Source organism: Caulobacter vibrioides OR37 (genome assembly GCF_000372645.1).
Lineage (GTDB): Bacteria > Pseudomonadota > Alphaproteobacteria > Caulobacterales > Caulobacteraceae > Caulobacter > Caulobacter vibrioides_E.
Map to the genome: position 1 here is coordinate 25411 of NZ_APMP01000031.1, position 19646 is coordinate 45056.

Here is a 19646-nt window from a genome sequence, read left to right on the forward strand (position 1 = left end):
TCTAAATATTTGATTTAGAGCCTTATTTTTCTGCTCGAATGATTCCATTCAAGCGGATAAGGCTCTAAGGACAAAAGCCCCCGGAGCGATCCGGGGGCTTTCTTCTTGGCCCCTGGCCTTGTCGGGCGCGGCTTGCGAGGATGCCTCCGGGAGGGTCCCGCCTTGCAAGATTTCGAGCCCCTTGTCGTCGCCGCGCGCCAGGCCCGGACCGCCGGCCATCCCGACCAGGCCCGCGACCTCTACGCCAAGGCCGCCGAGCGGGCTCGCGCCGCCGGCGCCGCCGCGCCGCTGGCTCATGCGCTGCGTCACATCTCGGATCTGGATCGCGAGGCCGGCCAGGCCGAGGGGGCGCTGATCGCCGCCGACGAGGCCGTCGGCCTCTATCGCGCCAGCCCGGACGCCACGCCGCTGGACCTCGCCAACGCCCTGCGGCTGTCGGCCCTGGCGCGCGAGGCCTTGGGACGCCCCGCGGTCGACCTGTGGCGCGAGGCCGGCGCGCTCTATCTGGCCGCCGACGTCGAGGCTGGCGTGGAGGAGGCCGAAAGACGACTGGGCGTCCGGCTCAGCGGCCGATGACCGGGCGTCTCGGTAAACAAGCTTGACCACTCCAAGGGGATTAAGAAATCCCTAAAAAACTTGCGGTCAATTGTAAAATTCTCTTCTCGGTTGAAACTCAAAATGAGGCTATGGTGATTGCCCTAAGGGGAATTACTTAGCGCGGACGGCATGTTGTCGGTGAGCCAGGCCTTAGAGGAACGCAAGGAGTCGCCGGCCCTGGTGGTCGTGACGACGGCGTTTCAACTCGCCCTGGTGGTGCTGGTCTGGCTGCTGGCCCTGGTTCCGGCGGCGGTGGCCGCCTTAACGATGTTCGCGATCAAGACCTTGGGCGGCGTTTTGTCCGCCTGGTCTGTCAGGCCCCGCGAAGACTGAGGCCATTACCCGACGACGTCGCGTAAGCCGGCCCTCCTCTGCTATCGAGGAGGCGCGGGCCTGAGTCTCGCCCGCCAGCAGCGGTCGCCTGAACCACCGCTTGCGCGCTGATACCGGTAACACTAAGGTCGCCGGCAACTAGAGGTCCGACAAGGACCATAGGCATCAAAGCGGGCCACGCGGCCCAACGGGGAGGACACCTGTGGCTTCAGTTTCCAACGCCGGTCCCAGCGCGGGGATGAGCGCCGAGGGCGCGAAGGTCAATATGGCCTTCGTGGCCGCGATCGTCGCCGTCGCCACCATCGGCGGCTTCATGTTCGGCTACGACAGCGGCGTCATCAACGGCACCCAGACGGGCCTGAAGGCCGCCTTCAACCTGACCGAGGCCGGCGAGGGCCTCAACGTCGCCGCCATCCTGCTGGGCTGCGCGTTCGGCGCGTTCGCGGCGGGCCGCCTGGCCGACGTCTGGGGCCGCCGCACGGTGATGATCATCTCGGCCCTGCTGTTCGTGATCAGCGCCCTGGGCACCGGCGCGGCCCACACCTCGCTGGTCTTCGTGCTGTTCCGCCTGGTCGGCGGCCTGGGCGTCGGCGCCGCCTCGGTGCTGTGCCCGGTCTACATCTCGGAAGTCACCCCGGCCAATATCCGCGGCCGCCTGTCGTCCGTGCAGCAGATCATGATCATCATCGGTCTGACCGGCGCCTTCCTGGCCAACTACGCCCTGGCCCACACCGCCGGCAGCTCGACCGCGACCTTCTGGCTGGGCCTGCCGGCCTGGCGCTGGATGTTCTGGATGCAGGTCATCCCGGCCGGCGTCTTCTTCCTCTGCCTGCTGGGCATCCCCGAGAGCCCCCGCTACCTGGTCGCCAAGGGCCAGGACGCCAAGGCCGAGGCGATCCTGTCGCGCCTGTTCGGCGAAGGCCAAGGCGCCAAGAAGGTCGCGGAAATCCGCGCCTCGCTGGCGGCCGACCACCAGCCCAAGTTCTCGGACCTGCTGGACCCGGTGACCAAGAAACTGCGCGTCATCCTCTGGGCCGGCCTGGTCCTGGCCGTGTTCCAGCAGCTGGTCGGCATCAACATCGTCTTCTACTACGGCTCGGTGCTGTGGCAGTCGGTGGGCTTCACCGAGGACGACAGCCTGAAGATCAACATCCTGTCGGGCTCGCTGTCGATCCTGGCCTGCCTGGCCACCATCGCCCTGATCGACAGGATCGGCCGCAAGCCGCTGCTGCTGATCGGCTCGGCCGGCATGGCCGTGACCCTGGGCGTGATGACCTGGTGCTTCTCGACCGCCACCGTGGTCAACGGCGCCCTGCACCTGGATCCCAGCGTCGGCCCGATCGCCTTGGTCGCCGCCAACCTCTACGTGATCTTCTTCAACCTCTCCTGGGGCCCGGTCATGTGGGTGATGTTGGGCGAGATGTTCCCCAACCAGATGCGCGGCTCGGCCCTGGCCGTCTGCGGCTTCGCCCAATGGATCGCCAACTTCGCGATCTCGTTCAGCTTCCCGATCATGAAGAAGGCCAGCCTGCCGGCGACCTACGGCTTCTACGCCGTCTGCGCCGTGGTCTCCTACTTCCTGGTTCAGAAGCTGATCCACGAGACCCGCGGCCGCGAGCTCGAGGCAATGGAAGGTTAGAGCGTGATAGCCGAAAGTGTAAGCGGTTTCGGCGGTTATCACGCTCTAAATGTTTGATTTAGAGCCTTATTTTTCCGCTCGAATGATTCCATTCGAGCGGATAAGGCTCTAGGCGCGTCGGTTCCTCCCCGCATCGCGGGGGAGCATCTTGGTCAAAAAGCGCCCGGAGGCCTCGGCTTCCGGGCGCTTTCTTTTGCGCGGACACCTGAATGACACCGCCGGACCAACCTGGCCCGAGCCCGACAAACACGTCCGCGTCCGGAAGCCCCCCGCCCGCCAGTCGGCGCGGCTTCGAAACTTCCGATACCGGGCCCTGGACTAGAGCGTGACAGCCGAAAGGGTAAGCGGTTTCAGCGGTTATCACGCTCTAAATGTTTGATTTATAGCCTTATTTTTTCGCTCGAATGATTCTATTCGAGCGGATAAGGGTCGAGGGTCGAGGCCTCTAAAGACGCCTCAGCCCAGCAGATGGCGCATGGTCTGGGCGACCACCTGGGTCAGGGCGGCGCGGTTGGCCGCCGGCGCGTCGGCCTCGTGGACCAGCAGGCCTTCGAAGAGCAGGCCCACCACGTCGCTGCGGGCCTGGAGCTCGGCCTCGCTCCATTCCGGCCTGCGATTGGTTTCGAGCATCGTCTTGGCTCGGACGACCGCTTCCTCGACCGCCGCGTGTTGGAATTGCATGAGTCACACCCGAAATAGGGGGCGTCGCCCTTGACGTCGCCCCTTCGATGCCCGAAATGAGAATGAACGTTCATTCTCATTGGGCTGGACTTAGGCCCCGGTTTATCGCAAGTCAAGTCGTCCTCGCGTCCGGTTCGCCGCCTACACGGAATCTTCATGCCGCGCTTCGTCCCTACCGGGATTTTCCAATGACCGACGAGATCGCTCCGGAAACGCCGGCGGGCCGTCCCTCGCCGGAATCGCGTCGCCAGCAGATCCTGGACGCCGCCTGCGACCAGGTGCGCCAGCGCGGGTTCCACGGCGCCAGCATGGCCGACATCGCCAAGGCCGCCGGCCTCAGCGTCGGCCAGATCTACCGCTACTTCGAGAACAAGGAAGCGATCATCGCCGCCATCGTCGCCCAGGACCTGGCCGAGATGCGCGACAAGTTCGCCGAAATGGAAAGCCAGCCGGGCACCCTGCTGGACGCGCTGGACGACCACCTGCCCGACGCCCTCGACAAGTGCCTGGACCCCGGCCGCGCCGCCCTGGCGCTGGAAGTGCTGGCCGAGGCCGCGCGCAATCCGAAGGTCGCCGCCATCGTCCGCGCCGCCGACGCCCAGGAACGCGCCCTGGCCAAGACCATGATGGAGCGCAATCGCCATCCCGACTGGAGCGAGTCCGAGTTCCAGGCCCGCTGCGAGGTGGTGGGACTGGTCTTCGACGGCCTCTTGATGCGCGGCATCAACCACCCGGACATCGACCGCCCGGCGGTCACCCAGGTGCTGCGCGCGACCATGCGCTATCTGCTGAGCTGAAAACGCCCGGTCCGAAGCGGGACTTTCGACACGCCGTTTTCACCAAATGCCGGTTGAAATGCGCGGGCGGGATGACATTTCCGTAAGGTCAGCGAAAACCGGTCGCGACGGAGGTTGACTCCGATCAGCGCCGTACCTATGTGCAGCCGACTTGAGAATGAACGTTCATTCTCACTTTGTTTATCATGCTGGACGCGTCAAGGGTAACAGCCCGCGCGGCCGCCGCATTCCGGGGTCAAACATGCAATTCCAACGCTCGGCCGTGACGACGGCCGTGGGACTCGCCGCCATCGCCCTCACGCTCGCCGCGTGCGGCAAAGGCCAAGGAGCCGGCGGCGCCGGCATGGGCATGGGCGGTCCGGCCGAGGTCGGCTATATCGTCGTCCAGCCCCAGAGCGTCGGCCTGACCACCGAGCTGGCCGGCCGCACCTCGGCCTATCTGGTCTCGGACGTGCGCCCGCAGGTGGGCGGGGTGATCAAGTCGCGCCTGTTCCAGGAGGGCTCGATCGTCCACGCGGGCCAGTCGCTGTACCAGATCGACCCGGCCACCTATCAGGCCACCTATAACAGCGCCGTCGCCGCCCTGGCCCAGGCCCAGGCCCAGGCGACCAGCGCCAAGCTGAAGGCCGACCGCTACAGGACCCTGGTCGAGACCGGCGCGGTGTCCAAGCAGGACAATGACGACGCCCAGGCCGCCGCGCTGCAGACGGCCGCCGCCGTCGCCGTGCAGAAGGCCGCCGTCGACAACGCCCGCATCAACCTGAACTACACCAAGGTCGCCGCGCCGATCTCGGGCCGCATCGGCAAGAGCTCGGTCACGCCGGGCGCGCTGGTCACGGCCAGCCAGGCCACGGCCCTGGCCACCGTGCAGGACCTGTCGAAGATCTATGTCGACGTCACCCAGACCTCGGCCGAGCTGCTGAAGCTCAAGGAGCAGTTCGCCAGCGGCAAGCTGGGCAAGGCCGGCTCGACCTCGGTCAGCCTGAAGCTCGAGGACGGTTCGACCTATCCGCTGGCGGGCTCGCTGGAGTTCTCTGACATCACCGTCGATCCGGGCACCGGCGCGGTCGGCCTGCGCGCGGTGTTCCCGAACCCGAATGGCGCGCTGCTGCCGGGCATGTACGTCCACGCCGTCCTGACCCAGGGCGTCGCCTCGGGCGGCGTGCTGGTGCCGCAGACCGCGATCCAACGCGATCCCAAGGGCAATGCGATGGTCAGCGTGGTCGGGGCCCAGGGCGCCGAGCCGCGCCCGGTCACGCTGGGCCAGACGGTCGGCGACAAGTGGCTGGTCACCGGCGGCCTGAAGCCCGGCGACAAGGTCATCACCGAGGGCCTGCAGAAGCTGCGCCCCGGCGTTCCGATCAAGCCGGTCCCGGCGGGTTCGGCGCCCGCCGCCCAAACCGCCCCTTCGGCCAAGCGCTAAGGCCAGGTTCCGATGCTTTCCCGTTTCTTCATCGACCGGCCCATCTTCGCGTGGGTCATCGCCATCGTGATCATGCTGGCCGGGGCGCTCGCCATCCGGACCCTGCCGGTCGCGCAATATCCAGATATCGCCCTGCCGCAGGTGTCGATCACCGCCGTCTATCCCGGCGCCTCGGCCAAGACGGTCGAGGACAGCGTCACCCAGGTCATCGAACAGAAGATGAAGGGCCTGGACGGCCTGGAATACATGTCGTCGACCAGCGACAGCTCGGGCACGGCCACCATCACCCTGACCTTCAAGGCCGGCGCGAACATCGACATCGCCCAGGTGCAGGTGCAGAACAAGCTGCAGACGGCCACCGCGCTGCTGCCGCAGGAGGTTCAGCAACAGGGCCTGACCGTCGCCAAGGCGGCGCGTAACTTCATGATGGTCGTGGGCCTCTATTCGGAGGACCCCAAGACCACCAACACCGACCTCGCCGACTATCTGGCCTCCAACATCCAGGACCCGCTGAGCCGCATCGACGGTGTCGGCGACATGCAGCTGTTCGGCGCGCAATACGCCATGCGCATCTGGCTGGATCCGCAAAAGCTGGCCAGCTTCGGCCTGACCCCGGCGGACGTCGCCAACGCCATCAAGGCTCAGAACGCCCAGGTCTCGGCCGGCCAGCTGGGCGGCGCGCCGAACCTGCCGGGCACCGGCCTGAACGCCACCATCACCGCCCAGTCGCGCCTGCAGACCCCCGAACAGTTCCGCGCCATCATCCTGAAGAACAGCACGGGCGGGGCCACGGTGCGCCTGGGCGACGTCGCCCGGGTCGAGCTGGGCGCCGAGAACTACGTCTCCGTGGCCAAGTTCAACGGCCACCCGGCCGCCGGCCTGGCCGTCAAGCTGGCCCCCGGCGCCAACGCGCTGAACACCGCCAAGGCCGTGAAGGCCAAGATGGCTCAGCTCGAGAAGAACTTCCCGGCCAGCTACAAGTACGTCGTCCCCTACGACTCGACGCCGTTCGTGAAGCTGTCGATCGAGGAAGTGGTCAAGACGCTGATCGAAGCCATCGTGCTGGTGTTCATCGTCATGTTCCTGTTCCTGCAGAACTGGCGCGCGACCCTGATCCCGACGATCGCCGTGCCCGTCGTGCTTCTGGGCACGTTCGGCGTGCTGGCGGCCTTCGGCTACTCGATCAACACCCTGACCATGTTCGGCCTGGTGCTGGCCATCGGCCTGCTGGTCGACGACGCCATCGTCGTGGTCGAGAACGTCGAGCGGGTGATGTCCGAAGAGGGCCTCTCGCCCGTCGAGGCCACCCGCAAGTCGATGAACGAGATCACGGGCGCCCTGATCGGCATCGCCCTGGTGCTGGCCGCGGTGTTCGTGCCCATGGCCTTCTTCGGCGGCTCGCAGGGCGTGATCTACCGGCAGTTCTCGATCACCATCGTCTCGGCCATGGCCCTGTCGGTGGTCGTCGCCCTGGTCCTCACCCCCGCCCTCTGCGCCACGCTGCTGAAGCCGATCGAGAAGGGCCATCACGACGAAAAGACCGGCTTCTTCGGCTGGTTCAACCGCAGCTTCAACGACCTGTCGTCTCGCTATCAGGGCTCGGTCCGGGGCATCCTGGGCAAGAGCGGCCGCTACATGGCCGTCTACGCCGCGATCATCGTGGCCATGGGCCTGCTGTTCGTCCGCCTGCCCAGCGCCTTCCTGCCGGATGAGGACCAGGGGATCATGATCACCCTCGTCCAGCTGCCGGCCGGCGCGCCCGAGGAAAAGACCCTGGCCGTGCTGGACAAGGTGCGCGAGCACTTCCTGGTCGGCGAGAAGAACGCCGTGCAGTCTGTGTTCACCGTCTCGGGCTTCAGCTTCGCCGGCGCGGGCCAGAACGCCGGTCTGGCCTTCGTCCGCCTCAAGGACTTCGACCATCGCAAGGCCGGGCCGCTGAAGGCCCAGGCCGTGGCCGGTCGCGCCATGGCGGCGTTCAGCCAGATCCGCGACGCCATGGTGTTCGCGGTGATCCCGCCGGCCGTGCCGGAACTGGGCACCTCGTCGGGCTTCGACTTCCAGCTGCAGGATATCAGCGGCGTCGGCCACGACACCCTGATGCAGGCCCGGAACATGATGCTGGGCATGGCCTCGAAGGACCCGAACCTGGTGGGCGTGCGCCCCAACGGCCAGGACGACACCCCGCAGCTGAAGATCGAGGTCGACCAGGCCAAGGCCGGCGCCATGGGCCTGACCACCGCCGACATCAACAGCGCGCTCAGCTCGGCCTGGGGCGGGACCTATGTGAACGACTTCATCGACCGCGGTCGCGTGAAGAAGGTCTACATGCAGGCCGACGCCCCCTACCGCATGACGCCGGAAGACCTGAACCGCTGGTACGTGCGCAACAGCAGCGGCCAGATGGTCGCCTTCCCGGCCTTCGCCACCGCGTCGTGGACCTACGGCTCGCCGCGCCTGGAGCGCTATAACGGTCTGTCGTCGATGAACATCCAGGGCGCCCCGGCCCCGGGCAAGAGCTCGGGCCAGGCCATGGACGCGATGGAAAAGCTGGCCGCCAAGCTGCCGCCCGGCATCGGCTTCGAATGGACCGGCCTGTCGGCCCAGGAACGCGAGTCCGGCAACCAGGCTCCGGCCCTGTACGCCATCTCGATCCTGGTCGTGTTCCTGCTGCTGGCCGCTCTTTACGAGAGCTGGTCGATCCCGCTGGCGGTGATCATGGTCATTCCGCTGGGCGTCGTCGGCGCCCTGCTGGCCACCTTCGCCCGCGGTCTCAGCAACGACATCTACTTCCAGGTCGGCCTGCTGACGACCATGGGCCTGGCGTCCAAGAACGCCATCCTGATCGTCGAGTTCGCCAAGGACCTGTACGAGAAGGGCCTGTCCCTGATCGACGCCACCCTGGAAGCGGTCCGCATCCGTCTGCGTCCGATCATCATGACATCGCTGGCCTTCGTCTTCGGCGTGCTGCCCCTGGCGATTTCCAACGGGGCGGGGTCCGGGGCCCAGCACGCCATCGGCACCGGCGTGATCGGCGGGATGCTGTCGGCCACCCTGCTGGCGATCTTCTTCGTCCCGCTGTTCTTCGTGGTGGTCGAGAAGGTCTTCAAACCCAAGCACGCCGGTCATGACGCGGCGGTCGCCCAGCAGGGCGGCGAGGCGTCGTCGACGGAGGCCCACTGATCATGCTGCGTAACCTTTCCCTGATCCTCGTCGCCTCCACGGCGGTCGGCGCCTGCACCCTGGCGCCCAAGTACGAGCGGCCGGCCTTGCCGGTGGCCCAGACCTGGTCGACGCCGACGCCGGAGCCGGCGACCTCGGTCACCGCCGCCGACCTCGACTGGCGCCAGGTGCTGGTCGATCCGCGCCTGCAAGGCGTGGTCGACCTGGCCCTGAAGCAGAACCGCGACCTGCGCGTGGCGGTGCTGAACATCGAGAAGGCCCGCGCCCAGTACGGCGTCCAGCGCTCGGCCCTGTTCCCGGGCGTCAACGCCGTGGGCAGCGAGACCCGGAGCCGCACGCCGGCCGTGGTCTCGCAGACCGGCAAGGCTTTCGACACCGAGGTCTACACCGCCTCGGTCGGCTTCACGGCCTATGAGCTGGACCTGTTCGGCCGTGTCCGCAGCCTGAACGCCTCGGCGCTGCAGAGCTATCTGGCCACCGAGGAGACCAGCCGCTCGGTGCGCGTCAGCCTGATCGCCGAGACCGCCAACGCCTGGCTGACCCTGGCCGCCGATCAGGATCGCCTGGCCCTGGCCAAGGACACGCTGGCGACCCGCGAGGAGTCGTTGCGCCTGACCCAGCAGCGGTTCGATGGCGGCGCGGGCTCGGCCCTCGACCTGCGCAACGCCCAAACCCTGGCGGAGACGGCGCGTTCGGACGTGGCGACCTACACCGCCCAGGTCGCCCAGGACCGCAACGCCCTGGTGCTGCTGGCCGGCGCGGACGTGCCCGCCAATCTGCTGCCGTCCGGCGGGATCCAGACGGCCAATATCCTGGCCGACCTGCCCGCGGGCCTGCCGTCGGACGTGCTGACGCGTCGTCCCGACGTCCTGGCCGCCGAGCATCAGCTGCGGGGCGCCAACGCCAATATCGGCGCGGCCCGCGCGGCCTTCTTCCCGCGCATCAGCCTGACCGGCTCGACGGGCACGACCAGCACCGACCTGGACGGCCTGTTCAAGAGCGGTACGGGGACCTGGAGCTTCACGCCCCAGATCAGCCTGCCGATCTTCGCCGGCGGGGCCAATGTCGCCAATCTGAGCAGCGCCAAGACCAGCCGCGACATCGCCGTGGCGACCTATGAGAAGACCGTCCAGACGGCCTTCCGCGAGGTCTCCGACGCCCTGTCGGTGCGTAACACCATCACCGACCAGGTCTCGGCCCAGGAACGTCTGGTGGTCGCGGCCGCCGACAGCCAACGCCTGTCGCAACAGCGCCGCGACGCCGGCCTGGACAGCGCCCTGACCCTGCTGGACGCCCAGCGCTCGCTGTACGCGGCCCAGCAGGGCCTGATCACCGCGCGCCTGGCCCGGGCCAGCAACCTCGTCACCCTCTACAAGGCCCTCGGCGGCGGCGCTCCGGCGACCTGATCCGAAGACCTGAAAGCCTTCCCCGGCGACGGTCGGGGAAGTTCGCTGACCATCATCCCCCCACCCCCCGATGGTCACGAACGGAACGGGCGCGCTCCTCCCCCCCATCCCTGGAGGCGCCCGTTCCACCTTCCCTGGCGGACCGCGCCTCTCCGGGAATCTCCTACAGCGGCAGTTGCACGGTGCTCTTGACCTCTTCCAGCACCGCATAGGTCCGCGTCTCGCGCACGCCCGGCATCTTGACCAGGATGTCGCCCAGGAAGTTGCGATAGGCCTCCATGTCGCGCACGCGGGCCTTGATCAGGTAGTCGAACCCGCCGGCCACCATGTGGCACTCCAGGATCTCGGGCGCGCGCCGCACCGCCGAGGCGAAGTCCTCGAAGGTCTCGCCCGTCGTACGCTCCAGCACCACCTCCACGAAGATCAGCAGGGCCCTGCCGACCTTGGCCGGGTCCAGCAGCGCGACGTAGCCGGTGATGAAGCCGCGCTCGCGCAGCCGGCGCACGCGGTCGAAGGTGGCCGCCGGCGACAGGTTGCAGCGCTTGGCCAACTCGGCGTTGGTGATCCGGCCATCGGCCTGCAGAACCTTCAACAGGCGACGATCGGTGTCATCCAGAGCGGAGATGGTCATCGAGAATTTTCTCCGAAGAAGCTTCGAAAAATAACGCTAACAAACGAAGCACATTCGAATAGCTTAGCGTTACACCTTCGATCGTTCCAGCCCCGCTTGGCGCCGCTCTCCTCCCTTGGGCGCCGGCGATACAGCCAGCCGCTGTCGGGCGGAACACACGCGACGCTCGCCCCTCTCCCCCTCAAGGGCGTCGCGCTAGAGAGGAAGGGGCGCGGCACTACTACCCCCCCCCCCAGCGCGCGCTCCTTCCTCCCTCCCCTCTTTCGAAGCATTCTCGAACGCGGCCGCGCGCGCCGGCGCGGCGTTGGAGCGAACGAAGATTTCCGGCGCTTTTTCCGAAGAACATCCGACGCCACAGGCCAACAAACGAAGCACCTTTGGCCTAAGTCACGTTAGACCGATGATATTCTAATCACGGGACCAACCATGACCAACTGGGCTGACTGGGACTCTCTGGACGACGGCAAGTATCGCGACGAAGCGGCGGTGATCGCCGACCTGCTGGCCAGGAAGCCGCTGTCCAGCGAGGACCGCGCGGCCGTCCGGGCCGAGGCCGAGGCCTTGGTCCGCGGCGCCCGCCGCAGCGTCCGCAAGCAGGGCGTGGTCGAAAGCTTCCTGCAGGAGTTCAGCCTGGGCACCCGCGAGGGCCTGGCCCTGATGTGCCTGGCCGAGGCCCTGCTGCGCACCCCCGACGACGAGACGCGCGACCGCCTGATCGCCGAGAAGATCGGCTCGGCCGACTGGGCCTCGCACCTCGGCGGCTCCGACAGCCTGTTCGTCAACGCCTCGACCTGGGGCCTGATGCTGACCGGCAAGATCGTCGAGCCCGACGCCGAGGCCCAGAAGGACCTGCCCGGCTTCATCAAGAAGCTGGCCGGGCGCATCGGCGAGCCGGTGATCCGCGCCGCCGTCGGCCAGGCCATCCGCATCATGGGCGAACAGTTCGTCCTGGGACGGACGATCGAGGCCGCGATCAAGCGCGCCGCGAACGAGGCGACCATGTGCTCGTTCGACATGCTGGGCGAAGGCGCCCGCACCGCCGCCGACGCCGCGCGCTACGAGAAGGCCTATGCCGACGCGATCGAGACCGTCGGCAAGCTGTCGAAGGGCGCGGGGCCGGAGAACGGCCACGGCGTGTCGGTCAAGCTCTCGGCGCTGTGCCCCCGCTACGAGGCCACGCACGAGGACCGCGTCTGGGAGGAGCTCTATCCCCGCACCCTGCGCCTGGCGAAGATCGCCGCCCGCCATGATCTCAACTTCACGATCGACGCCGAGGAAGCCGATCGCCTGGCCCTGTCGCTGAAGCTGCTGGACCGCCTGTGCCGCGAGCCCGAGCTCGGCGAATGGCGAGGCCTGGGCCTGGCCGTCCAGGCCTATCAGAAGCGCTGCGGCGAGGTGATCGCCCGCCTGACGGCCCTCTCCAAGGAGACCGGCCGCCGGCTGATGGTCCGCCTGGTCAAGGGCGCCTATTGGGACAGCGAGATCAAGCGCGCCCAGGTCGCCGGCCGTCCGGACTATCCAGTCTATACGACCAAGCCCGCCACCGACCTGTCGTACCTGGTCAACGCCAAGGCCCTGATCGACGGCGCTCCGCACCTCTACGCCCAGTTCGCCACCCACAACGCCCACACCCTGGCGGCCGTGGCGCGGATGGCCAAGAACGCCGGCGTCAAGATCGAGCACCAGCGTCTGCACGGCATGGGCGAGGCGCTCTACCAGGCCGCCGAGGAGCTGTATGACGGCGTCACCCTGCGCGCCTACGCCCCCGTCGGCGGCCACGAGGACCTGCTGCCCTATCTGGTCCGCCGCCTGCTGGAGAACGGCGCCAACACCAGCTTCGTCCACGCCCTGCTGGATGAACGGGTGCCGGTGGAAAAGGTCGTGGTCGATCCGATCGACGCGGTCGAGGCCCACCCCGATCGCCACGCCAAGATCCCGACGCCGATCGAGGTCTACGGCCCCCGCCGCCGCAACAGCGCCGGCCTCGATCTGTCGGTCAGGGCCGACCGCGCGCGCCTCGAAGCCTCGGTCGTCGTCCTGGACGCCGTGACCCTGTCGGCTGGTCCGCTGATCGACGGCAAGGTCGTGGCGGGCGGCGCGCCGCTGCCGGTGATCGCCCCGGCCAACGACCGCAAGGTGGTCGGCGCGGTCTCCGAGGCGCAGGCCCCGCAGATCGACGAAGCCTTCCGCCTGGCCCGCGCCGCGCAACCGGCCTGGGACCAGGCCGGCGGTCCCGCCCGCGCGCAGGTGCTGCGCGCCATGGCCGACGCGCTCGAGACCAATATCGACCGCCTGATCGCCATCCTGGCCCGCGAGGCCGGCAAGACGCTGAGCGATGGGATCGCCGAGGTCCGCGAGGCGGTCGACTTCTGCCGCTACTACGCGACCCTGGCCGAGGACCAGTTCGGCGAGGCCCAAGTTCTGAAAGGCCCGGTCGGCGAGACCAACAGCCTGCGCCTGGCCGGGCGCGGCGTCTTCGTCTGCATCAGCCCCTGGAACTTCCCGCTGGCCATCTTCACCGGCCAGATCGCCGCCGCCCTGGCCGCCGGCAACGCCGTGCTGGCCAAGCCCGCCGAACAGACCCCGCTGATCGCCTCGGAGGCCGTGAAGCTCTATCACGCCGCCGGCCTCGACCCGCGCCTGCTGGCCCTGCTGCCGGGTCGCGGCGAGACCGTCGGCGCGGCCCTGGTCGCCCACGAGGGCCTGGACGGCGTCGCCTTCACCGGCGGCACCGACACCGCCTGGCGGATCAACCAGACCCTGGCCGCGCGCCAAGGCCCGATCGTGCCGTTTATCGCCGAGACCGGCGGCCTGAACGGCATGTTCGTCGACACCACGGCCCAGCGCGAGCAAGTGATCGACGACGTGATCGTCAGCGCCTTCGGCTCGGCCGGCCAGCGTTGCTCGGCCCTGCGCCTGCTGTTCCTGCCCGAGGACACCGCCGACCACATCATCGACGGCCTGAAGGGCGCGATGGACGCGCTGGTGCTGGGCGACCCGGCCAAGGCTGTCACCGACGTCGGTCCGGTCATCGACGCCGAGGCCAAGGAGGCCCTGGTCGCCCACCAGGCGCGCCTGGCCAAGGACGCCAAGATCCTGCACGCCCTCGCCGCCCCGGCCGGCGGCACCTTCTTCGCCCCCGTCCTGGCCGAGATCCCCAGCGCCGACTTCCTGGAGCGCGAGGTGTTCGGCCCGATCCTGCACGTCGTCCGCTACAAGCCCGAACGCCTCGAGCAAGTGGCCGGCGCCCTGGCGGCGCGGCGCTACGGCCTGACCCTGGGCGTCCACTCGCGGATCGAGCGCTTCGCCGCCGACGTCCAGCGGCTGGTTCCGGCCGGCAACGCCTATGTCAACCGCTCGATGACCGGCGCGGTCGTCGGCGTCCAGCCGTTCGGCGGCGAGGGCCTGTCGGGCACCGGCCCCAAGGCCGGCGGCCCCCACGCCCTGCTGCGCTTCGCCGTGGAGCGCGCGGTCAGCGTCAACATCACCGCCCAGGGCGGCGACCCGGCGCTGCTGAATCTGTGATTTGACTCCGAAGGCCATGGACGAGACCCTTTCGTCCATGGCCGATGGTTTCGATATCCATGTCAGCGCTGAACGCGCCGCCAAGCTGAAGGCTTTGGCGGATCAGCTCGACATGTCCGCGGAAGATTACGCCGCCCTGCTCATCGACCGCGAAATCGACCAAGCCGCGCGGCCTTCGATCGATCCGGATCCCGCGATCGATCGCGCCATCCTCGACCACGCCAAGCGCACGAGCCAGTTCGCGTCATGGCCGGATGTGCGCGACGGCCTTCTCGCCCGCCATCGCCGCTAGAGCCCTTTCCGATCTGATTGATCCAATCAGATCGGATAAAAAGGGCTCTAAATCAAAAGTTTAGAGCATTTTCGATCCGATAACCGTTTCACACTTATCGGAAAATGCTCTAGTCGCCTGGCGCGCCCGATTTACCTCGCGGAGGCGGCCCGGCGCGATATCGAACGCCTGCATGACTGGCTGTTCGAGAAGAACCGGCACGCCGCCCTGCGATTGATCGAAGTCCTGCAAGATCACTTCGAGAGCCTGGCCGACTTCTCCGATCGGGGGCGCTCGATCGGCGAGGGCATCCGCGAGCTGGTCGTCCCGTTCGGCGGCTCGAACTCTGTGATCCGCTACGAGGTCGATCCGGACAGCGTCTTCATCGCCCGGATCTGGCATGGGTTGGAGAGACGCTAGAGCGTGATAGCCGAAAGTGTGAGCGGTTTCGGCGGTTATCACGCTCTAAATGTTTGATTTAGGGCCTTATTTTTCCGCTCGAATGATTCCATTCGAGCGGATAAGGCTCTAGACGACACGCTCCGGTCGTGGCCATCATCCCGCCGCCATCGGGTGGAGTTCCGAACCATGCGTTTCCTGCCGCGCGCCGTTGTCGCCGCCGCGCTCCTCGCGCCCGCCGTCGCGGCGGCGCAGGTCGGGCCGATCGTCGGGGACTGGTACGGGACGCTTCAGGCGCCAGGCGCGGCGCTGCCGCTCGTCTTCCACATCAAGGCCGACGGGACCGCGACGTTCGACAGCCCCGCCCAGCACGCCCTGGGCCTGGCCGCGACGGCGACCGTGGTCGACGGCAAGGTCAGCGTAACGCTGCAAGCTATCCACGCCGGATTTCAGGGGGCGGCCTCGGCCGACGGCAACAGCCTGACGGGCGTGTGGACCCAGGGCGACTTGCCGCTGACCATGACCCGCACGGCGCCGGCCGCCGCGCCGGCCCCGAAGCGTCCGCAAACGCCCAAGCCGCCCTTCCCCTATCGCGCCGAGGACGTCACCTACGTCAATCCGGCCTCGGGCCTGAAACTGGCCGGGACCCTGACCCTGCCGCGAGGCTCGGGCCCCTTCCCCGCCGTTCTGCTGATTACGGGCTCGGGCACGCAGGACCGCGACGGGACCGTCTTCGATCACAAGCCGTTCCTGCTGATCGCCGACGCCCTGACACGGCGCGGCGTGGCGGTGCTGCGCGTCGATGATCGCGGCGCGGGCGGATCGGAAGCCGGCGACATCGCCAAGGCGACCTCGGCGAGCTTCGCCACCGACGTCGCGGCGGGCGTCGCCTTCCTGCGCGGCCGCCAGGACATCGATCCGGCCCGCATCGGCCTGATCGGCCACAGCGAGGGTGGCATGATCGCGCCCCTGGTCGCGGCCCAGGACCCTCGCATCGCCTTCCTGGTTCTGATGGCCGCCCCCGGCGTCGATGGGGTGGAGCTGCTGTTGTCGCAGAACCGCGCCATCGCCGAGGCCTCCGGCGCGCCGCCCACGGCGGTCGAAGCGATGCTGAAGACCAAACGCGCCTGGTTCGAGGCCGCCCGCGACGCCCGGAACGAGGACGACGGCCGCGTCCGCCTGAACGCCGTGTTGGACCGCCAAGGCGCGCCGGTCGGCGCGCCAACGCGGGCCCAGGTTCTGAGCCTCGCGGCGCCCTGGTGGCATTACACCCTCAACACGCGGCCCGCGGACACTTTGAAACAGATCAAGGTTCCGGTCCTGGCGATCGGAGGCTCGAAGGACCTGCAGGTTCCAGCCGCCGCCAACCTGGCCGCGATCAAGACCGCCTTGGCCGGCGATCGGGACGTCACCACACGTGAGCTTCCCGGCCTGAATCACCTGCTCCAGACCGCCGGCACAGGGCTGCCAGACGAATACGGAACGATCGAGGAAACCATGGCTCCCGTCGCCCTGAGCACGATCGTCGACTGGACCGTGGCCCACGCGACCAAGAAATGACCGCCTCGCGCCGCCAGTTGCTCCACGGCCTAGCGGCGCTGCCCGCGCTCGGCGCGGCGGGTCCGGCGCCCAAGGGCTTCATCACGGCGCGGGACGGTCGCCTGAGCCTCGACGGCAAGCCCTATCGCTTCGTCGGCGCGAACCTCTGGTACGGGGCCTGGCTGGGCTCGGAAGGCCCCTCCGGCGACCGCGCGCGCCTGGCGCGGGAACTGGATCGGCTGAAGGCCCTGGGCGTCACCAATCTGCGCGTCCTGGGCGCGGGCGAGCGCTCGCCGGCCAAGGCCGCCGTCGCGCCCACGGTGCAGGAGACGCCCGGCGTCTATGACGAGGCGCTGCTGCGCGGCCTCGACACGCTGCTGGCCGAGCTGGCGCTTCGCGACATGAAGGCGGTGATCTATCTGAACAACTTCTGGGACTGGTCGGGCGGGATGCCGGCCTATCTGAACTGGGCGGGCGACGGCCCCTGGTTCCAGGCGGGAGACCCCAACCATCCGTGGCCGGAATATGCGGACTATTCGGCCCGTTTCTATGGCGACGCCAAGGCCAACGCGCTGTTTCGCCGCTACCTGCGCGCCCTGGTCGGCCGTCGCAACAGCGTGACCGGCAAGGCCTATCGCGACGACCCGACGATCATGGCCTGGCAGCTGGCCAACGAGCCGCGCCCGGGCGGCAGCGAGGCGTTCGGACTGGCCAACCTGCCCGCCTATTACCGCTGGATCGCCGACACCTCGGCGATCATCAAGACCCTCGACCCGCGCCACCTGGTCTGCACCGGAAGCGAGGGGGCCGTGGGCTGCCTGGAGCGCGAGGCTTGCGTGGTCGAGGCCCACAGGCCCGCGACGATCGACTACGTCACCTTGCATGTCTGGCCCAACAACTGGGGCTGGATCGACGCCCGCAACCAGCCGAAAACCTACGCCGCCGGCGAGGCGCGATGCCGCGACTACGTCGCCCGCCACATCGCCCTAGCCAAGGGCCTGAACAAGCCGCTGGTCATCGAGGAGTTCGGCCTGGCCCGCGACGGCCGCGCCTTCGCGCCCGGCTCGGCGACGACCGACAAGGACCGCTTCTACCGCGCGATCCATGATCTGGCCCTGGCCGACATGAAGGCCGGCGGGCCGGTCGCCGGGACCAACTTCTGGGCCTGGAACGGCGAGGGCCGCGCCCAGCACCGCGACGCCTGGTTCGCCGAGGGCGACCGCGCGTTCGTCGGCGATCCGCCGCAAGAGGAGCAAGGGCTTTACGGCGTTTTCGACACGGATGCGTCGACCCTGGCGGTCATCAGGGCCCACGCGGACGCGGTGCGGGGATTGGTCTAACAACGTGGCGAGAGGGATTGTCACCGGTGTCATTCATGATACCGGTTGGCGCCAGGACGCGCGGACAAGCGTCGGAGGAAGCCATGGACACCCGTCGTCGCACCCTGATCACCGGCGCCGCCGCCCTGGCCGCCTACGCCGCCATGCCGGCCAGCGGTTTCACGGCCGAGGCGCGCTCGCCGGTGGTGGCGACGACGAACGGCAAGGTGCGCGGCTATCGCGACGGCGAGGTCAGCGTCTTCAAGGGCCTGCGGTACGGCGCCGACATGGGCGGCGCGCGGCGCTTTTCGCCGCCGGTCGCCCCCGAGCCCTGGACCGACGTCAAGGACGCCCTCGCCTACGGTCCCGCATCGATGCAGCCGGGCAAGGGCGAGGACGGCGAGACTCTGTCCGAGGACTGCCTGTTCCTCAATGTCTGGACGCCCGCCGTCCTCGAAAAAAAGGGGCCGGGCAAGAGCGGGCTCGCCGACGGCGGCAGCCGGCCGGTGATGGTCTATATCCACGGCGGCGCCTATAACGGCGGCTCGGGCGCCTCGCCTTGGTACGAGGGAACCAAGCTCGCCAAGCGCGGCGACGTGGTGGTGGTGACGGTCAACCACCGCCTGAACGCCTTCGGCTATCTCTATCTGGCCCGTCTCTTCGACGATCCCTCGGTGGCCGACAGCGGCAATGTCGGCCAGCTGGACCTGGTCCTGGCCCTGCGCTGGGTGCGCGACAACATCGCCGCGTTCGGCGGCGATCCGGACCGGGTCATGCTGTTCGGACAGTCGGGCGGCGGGGCCAAGATCGCCACCCTGATGGCCATGCCCGCCGCCAAGGGCCTCTTCCACCGCGCCGCCACCATGAGCGGCCAGCAGGTCACGGTCGGCGGCCCGTTCAACGCCACCCGCCGCGCCAAGGCGTTTCTCGACAAGCTGGGTATCAAGGATCTGGCCGCCCTGCGCGCCCTGCCCGCCGACCAGATGCTGAACGGCCTGAAGGCGATCGACCCCATCGCCGGCTCGGGCGGGGTCTATATGGGTCCGGTGCTGGACGAGCGCGCCCTGGACCGCCACCCGTTCTTCCCCGACGCCGCCCCGACGGGCCTGTCCGTGCCGATGATGTGCGGCAACACCCACGACGAGACCAAGGGCTTCATCGGCTGGGACGCCAAGGCCTTCCCCAGGACCTGGGACGAGGTGATCGCCCGCCTGCCGGCCCAGTTCAACGCCCGGATCGACATCGATCCCGAGACGGTGGTGGCCTTCTACCGCAAGACCTATCCGAGCTATTCGCCGGCGGACGTCTATTTCGCCGCCTCGACGGCCGGGCGCTCGTGGAAAGCGGCCATCCTCCAGGACGAGGCGCGCGCCAGGGCCGGCGCCCCGGCCTACGCCTATCAGGTCAATTGGAAGTCGCCGATCCAGGGCGGGATCTTCGGCGCGCCGCACACCATCGACATCGGCCTGGTGTTCGGCACGCTGGACGCCAAAGGCTCGATCGTCGGGACGGGGCCGGAGTCCGTCGCCATGTCGAACACGATGAGCGACGCCTTCATCGCCTTCGCCCGGACCGGCGATCCGAATGGCGGCGCCCTGCCCCGGTGGGAGCCCTACGCCCTGCCCCGCCGCCAGACCATGATCTTCGACACCGTGTCGCGGATGGAGGACGACCCGCGCGGCGCCGAGCGCGCGTTCTTCGACCGCGTTCCGTTCACTCAGTTCGGCACTTGACCTCGTAGGGCGGCGTCGGCGGCAGATGCTGGACCAGGATCTTCGCCGTCAGATCGGTCTCGGACGCGATCGGCGGTGGCTCGCCGAAGACCGCCAGCCATAGCTCGATCCAGGCCTGACGCACGTCGTAATCCACCGGACGACTCCTTTCCGAAGAAGGAAATCGTCCGATG

16 protein-coding genes are annotated in these 19646 nt (G+C 68.2%); 13 read left to right on the top strand and 3 right to left on the bottom strand.

Annotated elements, in window-relative coordinates; all coding sequences use genetic code 11:
* Positions 1–162: 162 nt before the first annotated feature.
* The 3 genes from OR37_RS17870 (at position 163) to OR37_RS17880 (ending at position 2569) form a co-directional block, all read left to right on the top strand.
* Positions 163–576, top strand: coding sequence for a hypothetical protein (locus OR37_RS17870; protein ID WP_004623094.1), 414 nt, complete (start codon positions 163–165; stop codon positions 574–576).
* Between the two features lie 150 nt (positions 577–726).
* Positions 727–930 (top strand): hypothetical protein, encoded by a 204-nt coding sequence (locus OR37_RS17875; RefSeq protein WP_004623096.1) that lies wholly within the window; start codon positions 727–729, stop codon positions 928–930.
* 202 nt (positions 931–1132) lie between these two features.
* Positions 1133–2569 carry a sugar porter family MFS transporter gene (locus OR37_RS17880; protein WP_004623098.1) on the top strand — a complete coding sequence of 479 codons (1437 nt, stop codon included), beginning with the start codon at positions 1133–1135 and terminating at the stop codon, positions 2567–2569.
* Between the two features lie 456 nt (positions 2570–3025).
* Here OR37_RS17880 and OR37_RS17885 read toward each other — a convergent pair whose 3' ends face one another.
* On the bottom strand, positions 3026–3250 hold the full coding sequence (locus OR37_RS17885; protein ID WP_004623100.1) for a hypothetical protein: 225 nt from the start codon (positions 3248–3250) through the stop codon (positions 3026–3028).
* A 188-nt stretch (positions 3251–3438) separates the two neighbouring features.
* Here OR37_RS17885 and OR37_RS17890 point away from each other — a divergent pair, with 188 nt between their 5' ends.
* From OR37_RS17890 to adeC, 4 genes are all read left to right on the top strand, one after another.
* Positions 3439–4047, top strand: a complete 609-nt coding sequence (locus OR37_RS17890; protein ID WP_004623103.1) for a TetR/AcrR family transcriptional regulator — start codon at positions 3439–3441, stop codon at positions 4045–4047.
* 241 nt (positions 4048–4288) lie between these two features.
* On the top strand, positions 4289–5470 hold the full coding sequence (locus OR37_RS17895; RefSeq protein WP_004623105.1) for an efflux RND transporter periplasmic adaptor subunit: 1182 nt from the start codon (positions 4289–4291) through the stop codon (positions 5468–5470).
* A 12-nt stretch (positions 5471–5482) separates the two neighbouring features.
* On the top strand, positions 5483–8650 hold the full coding sequence (locus OR37_RS17900) for an efflux RND transporter permease subunit (protein ID WP_004623107.1): 3168 nt from the start codon (positions 5483–5485) through the stop codon (positions 8648–8650).
* Positions 8651–8652: 2 nt separating this feature from the next.
* Positions 8653–10056 (top strand): AdeC/AdeK/OprM family multidrug efflux complex outer membrane factor, encoded by a 1404-nt coding sequence (gene adeC, locus OR37_RS17905; protein ID WP_004623109.1) that lies wholly within the window; start codon positions 8653–8655, stop codon positions 10054–10056.
* A 163-nt stretch (positions 10057–10219) separates the two neighbouring features.
* On the opposite strand, the gene OR37_RS17910 is transcribed toward adeC, so the two are convergent.
* Positions 10220–10687, bottom strand: a complete 468-nt coding sequence (locus tag OR37_RS17910; protein ID WP_004623112.1) for an Lrp/AsnC ligand binding domain-containing protein — start codon at positions 10685–10687, stop codon at positions 10220–10222.
* A 426-nt stretch (positions 10688–11113) separates the two neighbouring features.
* On the opposite strand from OR37_RS17910, the gene putA reads away from it, so the two are divergent.
* The 6 genes from putA to OR37_RS17940 all read left to right on the top strand — a co-directional run bounded on the left by putA (position 11114) and on the right by OR37_RS17940 (position 19473).
* Positions 11114–14212, top strand: a complete 3099-nt coding sequence (gene putA, locus OR37_RS17915; protein ID WP_004623113.1) for a bifunctional proline dehydrogenase/L-glutamate gamma-semialdehyde dehydrogenase PutA — start codon at positions 11114–11116, stop codon at positions 14210–14212.
* A 16-nt stretch (positions 14213–14228) separates the two neighbouring features.
* The gene (locus OR37_RS17920; RefSeq protein ID WP_004623114.1) at positions 14229–14504 is read left to right on the top strand and encodes a hypothetical protein; all 276 of its coding nucleotides are present in this window, start codon (positions 14229–14231) and stop codon (positions 14502–14504) included.
* 129 nt (positions 14505–14633) lie between these two features.
* Entirely contained in the window at positions 14634–14903 is a 270-nt protein-coding gene (locus OR37_RS22220) for a type II toxin-antitoxin system RelE/ParE family toxin (protein WP_035017674.1), read from the top strand.
* A 168-nt stretch (positions 14904–15071) separates the two neighbouring features.
* Positions 15072–16442 carry an alpha/beta hydrolase family protein gene (locus OR37_RS17930; RefSeq protein WP_004623117.1) on the top strand — a complete coding sequence of 457 codons (1371 nt, stop codon included), beginning with the start codon at positions 15072–15074 and terminating at the stop codon, positions 16440–16442.
* Entirely contained in the window at positions 16439–17761 is a 1323-nt protein-coding gene (locus tag OR37_RS17935; RefSeq protein WP_004623118.1) for a glycoside hydrolase 5 family protein, read from the top strand. Before OR37_RS17930 ends, OR37_RS17935 begins: the two co-directional genes overlap by 4 nt.
* Positions 17762–17844: 83 nt before the next feature.
* Positions 17845–19473: a carboxylesterase/lipase family protein gene (locus tag OR37_RS17940; RefSeq protein WP_004623119.1), complete on the top strand. Its 1629-nt coding sequence runs from the start codon at positions 17845–17847 to the stop codon at positions 19471–19473.
* Here OR37_RS17940 and OR37_RS21905 read toward each other — a convergent pair.
* Positions 19454–19609: a hypothetical protein gene (locus OR37_RS21905; RefSeq protein ID WP_004623121.1), complete on the bottom strand. Its 156-nt coding sequence runs from the start codon at positions 19607–19609 to the stop codon at positions 19454–19456. The two genes, OR37_RS17940 and OR37_RS21905, sit on opposite strands and share 20 nt — an antisense overlap.
* Between the last annotated feature and the right edge of the window lie 37 nt (positions 19610–19646).